Consider the following 7,245-nt stretch of genomic DNA (forward strand, 5'->3'; position numbering starts at 1 on the left):
GGGGTGGGTGCGTGCGCGGGGGTGGGCGCGCTTTCCTCGACCCTGGGTGCCCTCGGCCCGGGTGGGGTGGTGTCCCGGGCCCCCGGCGGCCCCCCGCGACAGGCGAGCCGGGGCGTCCTTTGTGGACACGTGGGCCGGTCGTCTCACACGAGTTCGCCCTGGCGCGCGATCACGCGTCCCGCCCGGACGACGAGGTCGCGGGCGGGCACGTCGACCACGATCTGGGCCAGGCATTCGCCCCGGACCAGGAAGAAATCGGCGGGCGAACCCGGTTTCAGGTCGCTCGCGGGCAGGCCGAGCAGGCCGGCCCCGAATCCGGCGGCGGTGTGGAAGCCCAGTTCCAGCTCGTCGTCGAGCCGGGCCCGCAGCGAGCGGGCCAGGAGGTGGGCGCGGTGCAGCATGTCGGCGTTGCCGAACGGGCTCCACGAATCGCGGACGCCGTCGGAGCCGAGCCCGACCCGGACCCCGAGTTCGCGCAGGCGTCGCACCGGCAACGTCCGGCCCGCCGGTGCGACCGTGGTCAGGCCGATCCCGGCGGCGGCGAGACCGGCGCCGAGCCGGTCGAGCTCGGCCGCGGTCAGATCGAGCAGCGCGAACGCGTGGCTGATGGTGACCTTGCCGCCCAGTGACAGCGCGCGGGTGCGGTCGATCACCTCGGCGACGACGTCGAGCCCTGCCCGCTCCCGGTCGTGCAGGTGCAGGTCGATGCCGACGCCGTGCCGGTCGGCCAGGCCGAACAGCAGGTCCAGCTGTCCGGCGAGGTCGTCGTCGAACCCGATCGGATCGATGCCGCCGACGAAATCGGCCAGCCCGGACCGCGCGGCCTCGGCCAGGAGTTCGGCGGTGCCGGGCGCGCGCCGCACCCCGTGCTGCGGGAACGCGACGGTGTGCACGTCCAGCACACCGGCGAGTTTCTCGCGTGCCTGGGCCACGCCCGCGAGCGCGGCCAGGCCGAAGTCCGGGGCGACGTCGGCGTGGGCCCGGACGGCCCGGGTGCCGTGGGCGGCGGCGTGGGCCAGCAGCCCGTGCGCCCGTTCCCCGACCGGGGTGGGCAGGGCGCGGAAGAGTTCCGCGTCCGCCTGCGCCAGTTCGGCGATTCCCGCCGCGGCCCGCCGGGAGACCCACGGCTGGCCCCAGGCCGTCTTGTCCGGATGGATGTGCGCGTCCACCATGGTCGGCAGCGCGACGCGCCCGCCGCCGTCGATGATCCGCGCGCCGGTGCCCTGCCCGGCGGGCACCTGCCCGGTGATCACGCCGTCGGTGACGAGGAGGTCCACCGGATCGGCGCCGAACGGCCGGACGCCGGCGAATACGGTGACGCTGCTCATGGTGGAGCCGACCTTACTGGGCGGGCGCGCCGGAGGTTTCTCCCGGGCGCAGGGGACGGCAAGGAGGTAGGTGCTGTGGAAACGCGGATCACGGTCCGGAGGATCTACGACCGGCCGTCGCGATCGGACGGGCTCCGGGTGCTGGTGGACCGGGTATGGCCCCGCGGGGTTCGCAAGGAGGACGCTCGGCTGGACGAGTGGCTGCGCGATGTCGCCCCGTCGACGGAATTGCGCCGCTGGTACGGGCACGACCCCGCGCGGTTCACCGAATTCCGCCGCCGGTACCTCGCCGAGCTGGGTCAGCCGCCGCACCGGGAGGCCGCGCAGCACCTGCGTTCGATCGCCAGGGACCACGACCTGACGCTGCTCACCGCGACCCGCGATGTCGAGCACAGCCAGGCGGCCGTGCTCGCGCAGTGGCTGGACTAGGGGCCGGTCTCCTGACGACGCGGCTCATTCGCCGGTGAGGTGGGCCAGCGCGGTGATGATGCGGTCGGCGATGTCCGGCGGCCACGGGTAGGTGACAGTCGACGCTCGCTGGTGGGCCAGCCCGTGCAGGCCCAGCCACAGCGCGACGGCGTCCGCGCGCACGTCGGTGCTGGTGGCCAGGCCGGCGGTGACGCAGTCGTCGAGCGTGTCGATGAGCAGTTGTGTGCAGGCGTCGCCGAGTGTCGCGACGTCGTGCTCCGTCACGGTGGTGTCGTTGAGAACGGGCATCCAGAGGCCGCCGAACATGGTGCGGTAGCGCTCGGGATGGTCCTGGGCGAACCGCAGGTAGCCGTGACAACAGGCGAACAACCGCTCTCGAGGGCCCTCGCCGGCGGCGTCGACGTCGGCGCGTAGCTGTGTCTCCAGTTCGGCGAACGCGCGCTGCACCACGGCCAGCATGATGGTCGGCTGGTCGGGGAAGTGGCGGTAGATCGAGGGGGCCGCGATCCCGACGCGGCGGGCCACGGAGCGCAGGGTGATGGCACTTTCGTTGCCGGTCTCGTCGAGCAGTTCGACCGCCGCGTCCACGATCTCCTCGCGCAGGCGGGCGCCTTCGCCGCGACGGTTGCGGGGGCGGGCGGGTGCCGCGGCCGGGTTCTCTGCCATGCCGTAAGCGTACACCCGAAAACTTACCGCTGTAAGTCCTTGCGCGAAGTGGAGTTACGTGCGTAACCTTACGGCCGTAACCGCAGCTCGCCGGACGCCGCTTCCCCGGCATCACACGGTGAGCCGCGGCAGTTCGTTCATTTCGTGATTCTTTTCGTTCCTTTCTCCGAGAATGGGAGTTTCGCATGTCCACTGCGGTTATGTCGCGCGCGGTCCGCCGCCGGTGGTGGTGGTTCCTCTGGAGTGTTCTCGTGGTGCTCGCGATCGGTATCGCGGTCTATTTCGTGACGCCGTATGTGACCGGCGGTTCGGCGGTGCCGATCGACAAGAACATCGTGGGCTACTACCTGAGCCTGGTGGTGCACTCGGTGCCCGCCGGGCTGACGCTGATCATCGGGCCGTGGCAGTTCGTGCCCCGGCTGCGGGCCCGGTTCCCGCGCCTGCACCGGGTACTGGGCCGGGTGTACCTGATCTCGGTCGTGGCCGCAGCCGCGGCGGCGGCCTATTCCACCGCGGTCACGCCGAGCGGTTTCGCGCTGCAGGTCGCGTTCACGATGCTGATCGTGGCGTGGCTGTACACCGGTTTCCAGGCCTACCGGACCATCCGCGGCGGCCAGGTCCAGCTGCACCGCGTCTGGATGATCCGCAACTACAGCCTCACCTTCGCCGCGGTCACCCTGCGCCTCTACCTGCTGCTCGGTGTGCAGCTGTTCCCTTCGGTGCCCTTCAAGGACGTCTACACCGCCAGCGGATGGGCCGCGCTGCTGGGCAACGCGCTCGTCGCCGAGTACTTCATCATCCACCGCACCCTCGCGCCGTTGGCCCGGCGCAGGCCACGCGCGGAGACGACCACGAGCGAGCCGCCGCAGCCGGCCGCCCCAGGCCGTTGACCGGTCAGGGGCCCGGCGGTGCGGGCGGCACGGCGGTACGGTGACACCGAACCGAATCACCCACGGCCAGGAGGGGCACACGCGTGAGCGAGGTCGACGTCCGGTTCTCGGACGCGAGGATCACGACCACCGTCAACGTCGAGGTATCGGCCGAGGTACGGGCGGTACCGCCGATCAGGCTGCCGAGCGGTGTGCGCGTCACTCCGGTGTACGTGGTGCTGGCATGGGCGTGGATCGACGAAGTGTGCCCCCGGGGCTGGGATTTCTGCGACGCGCGCATCGAGGGCCGCAGCGGCTTCGGTGACCTGGAGCTGAGCTACCACTGCGCCCAGGACGGAAGTCTCCAGAGCGCCGAAGGCGGACCGATTCCCGAGTGGCTGCCGAGGTTCATCGAGCATGCCAGGGCACAGTTGCCCCAGCTGAAGGTCACGGCCGAGGGCACCATGACGACCGCCGCTGTCACGGTGCCGACGGCGCCTCCCGACGTGATCGCGTACGGGCAACTGCCGGACTGGTCGACCACCGTCGTCAGCTGAGAACGCGATTCACCCGCCGAGCGCCGAGAGGCTTTCCCTGGCGAGGTGCCGGATGCGCTTGGTCCGGCCGCGCTCCGCGAGCAGCCGGAGGATCTCGGGATCGGCGGCGGTTCCGCCGATCCGGCGTTGCAGCCAGTCGGACCATTCGCCGAGGTGCTCCCGCGCGACTTTCGCGGGGAGCGCGCCGTCCCGGATGTCGTCCAGCACCTCGAGTTCGCTCCGGCGCCCGTCCGCGTATTCGCGTACCGCGGGAGCGAGGAGCGCGACCCACTGAGCCCGTTCGGCACGCGGGACTCGCTCCAGCATGGCGACGACGAGCGCCGACGCCACCGCGTGGTCCGGCTCCAGCGCGGCGCACTCGCGGAGCGCGCCGGCGGCGCCGGGCAAGTCCAGGCACGCGTGGTAGATCGTCCAGCGCGCGTGCCCGTCGCCGAGCGCGGTTGCGGGCACGCCCGCGAGGCCCGCCAAGTCGTTCAGCGCGGCCAGGAGGCGCTCGTTCACCTCAGCATCCGCCATTGTTCCCGCCGTTCCGGTTTTCCGCGGTCTTGCTCTTGTTTTCCTCGTTTTCCCGGTATTTCCGCATCGAATACCGGATGGCGTCGCGGATGTCGCCGAGGTGGTTCTGCACCACTTTCGCCTGTTGTTTCGACAGTTCGGGGTCGCCCGCGAGGGGTTTTCCGTTCTGCCCGATGCGCACTTCCTTGCCGCCTCCCTTGACGTGCGCGTGCGCCGGCCCGTGGTCGTTGGAGTAGATCTGGATCTTGACCCCGCTGTCGTCGACGATGGTACCGGCGGGGCTGCCGTCCTCGTCCTGGTTGTGCACCAGCACCGGGACGTCGCCGGCGAGGACGAAGTAGGTGTGCGTGCCCGCGACCGTCAGGTTGTACACGGTCAGCTCGCGTTGTTCGGCGCCGACACCGGTCACCCGCACGGGCTCGGCGCCGGGCAGCGTGGCGAGCGTTTCGCCGGGACGCAGATCGCCGGCGTCGACCCAGGCCCGCCGGTCCGGATCCCAGAAGGGGTGATTCGCGGTGGCGGTGACGGTCCCGGACCGCCTCCCGTCGCCGAGGGTGAGCCGGTCGAGCTGTTTCGGGCCGGAGCCGGCGATCCGGGCGAGGACGGGCTCGGCCGTGGTGGTGCCGGTGGCCGGGTCGGCGGTGCGGACGAGGGTGCCGGGCGTGAGCTGCTCGATCGGGCGGGAGGTGCCGTCGGCGAGCAGGACGCGGGTGCCGGGCACGAAACTGTTCGGGGTCGCGCAGGGCTGGGCGCGCCGTTCCTCCCGCTGTTCGCCGATCAGCCGCTCGACCTCGGCCTGGGCCACGGCCATGGCGGAGACCTCGGCCTGGCCGGTGCCGGTGATCGTGTACGGGACCGGCCTGCCGCCGGAGGCCCGGGACTCCGCCTGGGCTTGGGCCTTGAGCTGCGATTCGACCGCGGTGAACACGGCCCCGGCCTCCGGGTCGGCGCAGGAGAGCTGGCCCGCGACGGTGTTCCCCGTGATCGGGAAGACGCCCGGCGGGCTCGCACACCCTCCGGCGGGCCGCCCGTTGATGCTGACGGTCGCGGTCATCGTGGCGGTGACCTGGCCACCGGTGATCCGCGTTTTCGCGTCGGCGGACAGGGTTCCGGTGAAGGACGCCTGGACGGTGCAGCCGCCGGGCCCGCAGTTCATCGTGCCGTTGCCGGCGACCGAGAAGTCGATGCTCGCGTCCACCGCGCCGGCGAGCTGCTGGGTGTTGTCGGCCAGGGTGTCGTACATCCGGTCGGCCTGGTCGGCGGCCACCGGCGAGACGTCGATCCCGCCGGAGCCGGCGGCCCCTTGCTGCGCGGCGGGCCGGAACGCCGCCGGAGCGGTGTGCGGGCCCGAGGGGACCGGCGGCGCGGAGGTCCCGCCCGGCCAGTCCGGAATGGACGAACGCCGGGGGAGCGACGGCGGCCCGGTGAGGCCGGGAAGTCCCGGCTGCCTGCCTTCCCCGGCGGGAACCAGGCGCAGCACCCGGTAGGGCGCGTTCTTGGCCACGTACAACGTGCCCTGCGTGGTGTCGGCCCGGAGGGCAGGCACCCCGGCGACGTCGAGGCCGGGTAGATCGGCGTCGTCCGGGGAGGGGAGATCCCGCTGGTCGTCCAGTGCCGCCGACAGCCTGGCCGCGAGCAGATAGGGCGGCGCGAACCGGTCGAGCATCGGGCGGTACAACCCGGTCTCCCCGGCCTCGCCCGTCCGCCATTTGCCCAGCGGCCCCTTGTCCTTGTCCCGCTGGGACTTGGTGTAGACCTTGCCCTCGACGGCGAGCAGATCCTGGTCCCCTGCGGCCGAACCGGGACGGCCGAAGGTGCCGAACCGTTCCCCGAAGGCGGTCGTGGTGATGTCCCACTTCATGCCGCCGAGCTCGCTCGTGTAGTGCACGCCCCGTGCGGCCGCCAGGTTCGCCAGCGCCTGCTCGAACGGCGCCCGGTTCGCCTCGGGCGACGGCCAGGCCAGCCAGGTCGTCAGCCCGGCCACCAGGGCCACCACCAGGCCGATACCGCCGAGCACCAGCGCTTTCCGGCGGCCGCGCCGGGGCGCGGGCGGCACCGGCAGGGGCGGTGGCCACGCCCCGCCGTACCCGGCTTGCTGCCCGAACCGCGGCTGCGGCGTGAATCCCGGCTCCATCGCGTCCCCTTCGCTCATCGTTCCCGGCACCCGAGGCCCGGCAGCTGAGGAAATTAACGAGGCCGGATGAAAACCCGATGACATCGGCCGGGATCCGGCTTTTCCGCGAAGAAATCCGGGGGAGGGTGTCGGATCGGGGTGGTGGTGTTCGTAGCAGGGGTGAGGCCGCCCGCGCGGGGCGGCGCCGAGATCTTGACACCACAGGAGATGATCCTCGGATGCAGTATCTGGTTTCCGTGATCGACGACAAGAGCAATCCCGGCAGCACCGACAGGCAGCCGGTCATCAGCACCTTCAACGAACGGCTGATCGCCGAGGGCTACTGGGTTTTCGCGGGCGGGCTCGCGGACACCGACGCGGCCACGGTCATCGACAACCGGGGCGAGCAGGCGGTGGTCAGCGACGGGCCGTTCGTGGAGTCGAAGGAGTACCTCGCCGGCGTCTGGGTGTGGGAGTGCCCCGATCTGGACGTGGCGCTCAAGCTCGCCACCGAGGCGTCGAAGGTCTGCGACCGGAAGATCGAGGTACGGCCATTCCTGTGATCGACGCGGGGGAGGCGATCACCCGGGCCCACCACGACGAGTGGGCGCGGGTGGTGGCCGCCCTGACCCGGCGCTTCGGTGACCTCGACATCGCCGAGGAGGCGGCCGCCGAGGCGTGGGCGGGCGCGGGCGGGGGGGGGGGCCGCGCCCGCGCGGCGCGCCCCCCCCCGCGCGTGGGTAGCGCGACAGGCGAACGCGCGGGCG

At 72.0% G+C, this 7,245-nt stretch carries 8 protein-coding genes and 1 pseudogene; 5 read left to right on the forward strand and 4 right to left on the reverse strand.

Going from position 1 to position 7,245, the window contains the following annotated elements:
• Window positions 1-143: 143 nt before the first annotated feature.
• The gene (locus ACFWX1_RS28770) at window positions 144-1,328 is read right to left on the reverse strand and encodes an amidohydrolase (protein ID WP_378392514.1); all 1,185 of its coding nucleotides are present in this window, start codon (window positions 1,326-1,328) and stop codon (window positions 144-146) included.
• Window positions 1,329-1,403: 75 nt separating this feature from the next.
• Between ACFWX1_RS28770 and ACFWX1_RS28775 the strand changes: the two genes are divergently transcribed.
• Window positions 1,404-1,757, forward strand: a complete 354-nt coding sequence (locus tag ACFWX1_RS28775) for a DUF488 domain-containing protein (RefSeq protein WP_378392516.1) — start codon at window positions 1,404-1,406, stop codon at window positions 1,755-1,757.
• A gap of 24 nt (window positions 1,758-1,781) precedes the next feature.
• On the opposite strand, the gene ACFWX1_RS28780 is transcribed toward ACFWX1_RS28775, so the two are convergent.
• Window positions 1,782-2,423, reverse strand: a complete 642-nt coding sequence (locus ACFWX1_RS28780; RefSeq protein WP_378392518.1) for a TetR/AcrR family transcriptional regulator — start codon at window positions 2,421-2,423, stop codon at window positions 1,782-1,784.
• Between the two features lie 185 nt (window positions 2,424-2,608).
• On the opposite strand from ACFWX1_RS28780, the gene ACFWX1_RS28785 reads away from it, so the two are divergent.
• Window positions 2,609-3,313: a DUF2306 domain-containing protein gene (locus tag ACFWX1_RS28785; RefSeq protein WP_378392520.1), complete on the forward strand. Its 705-nt coding sequence runs from the start codon at window positions 2,609-2,611 to the stop codon at window positions 3,311-3,313.
• 83 nt (window positions 3,314-3,396) lie between these two features.
• Window positions 3,397-3,849: a hypothetical protein gene (locus tag ACFWX1_RS28790; RefSeq protein WP_378392522.1), complete on the forward strand. Its 453-nt coding sequence runs from the start codon at window positions 3,397-3,399 to the stop codon at window positions 3,847-3,849.
• A 9-nt stretch (window positions 3,850-3,858) separates the two neighbouring features.
• Here ACFWX1_RS28790 and ACFWX1_RS28795 read toward each other — a convergent pair whose 3' ends face one another.
• Window positions 3,859-4,350, reverse strand: coding sequence for a hypothetical protein (locus ACFWX1_RS28795; protein ID WP_378392524.1), 492 nt, complete (start codon window positions 4,348-4,350; stop codon window positions 3,859-3,861).
• A 1-nt stretch (window position 4,351) separates the two neighbouring features.
• Entirely contained in the window at window positions 4,352-6,517 is a 2,166-nt protein-coding gene (locus ACFWX1_RS28800) for a polymorphic toxin-type HINT domain-containing protein (protein WP_378392526.1), read from the reverse strand.
• A gap of 200 nt (window positions 6,518-6,717) precedes the next feature.
• Between ACFWX1_RS28800 and ACFWX1_RS28805 the strand changes: the two genes are divergently transcribed.
• Together ACFWX1_RS28805 and ACFWX1_RS28810 are read left to right on the forward strand one after the other, a co-directional pair.
• Entirely contained in the window at window positions 6,718-7,041 is a 324-nt protein-coding gene (locus ACFWX1_RS28805; protein ID WP_378392528.1) for a YciI family protein, read from the forward strand.
• Window positions 7,038-7,245: pseudogene (locus tag ACFWX1_RS28810) on the forward strand (hypothetical protein); the annotation flags it as partial. The gene ACFWX1_RS28805 and the pseudogene ACFWX1_RS28810, both read left to right, overlap by 4 nt.

It is taken from the genome of Amycolatopsis sp. NPDC059021, from assembly GCF_042739895.1.
Taxonomy (GTDB): domain Bacteria; phylum Actinomycetota; class Actinomycetes; order Mycobacteriales; family Pseudonocardiaceae; genus Amycolatopsis.

Bases quoted from the DNA above. Each gene is read 5' to 3' on its own strand.
- ACFWX1_RS28785 (WP_378392520.1), top strand. From the start codon at position 2,609: ATGTCCACTGCGGTTATGTCGCGCGCGGTCCGCCGCCGGTGGTGGTGG.
- ACFWX1_RS28770 (WP_378392514.1), bottom strand. From the start codon at position 1,328: ATGAGCAGCGTCACCGTATTCGCCGGCGTCCGGCCGTTCGGCGCCGAT.
- ACFWX1_RS28805 (WP_378392528.1), top strand. From the start codon at position 6,718: ATGCAGTATCTGGTTTCCGTGATCGACGACAAGAGCAATCCCGGCAGC.
- ACFWX1_RS28780 (WP_378392518.1), bottom strand. From the start codon at position 2,423: ATGGCAGAGAACCCGGCCGCGGCACCCGCCCGCCCCCGCAACCGTCGC.
- ACFWX1_RS28800 (WP_378392526.1), bottom strand. From the start codon at position 6,517: ATGAGCGAAGGGGACGCGATGGAGCCGGGATTCACGCCGCAGCCGCGG.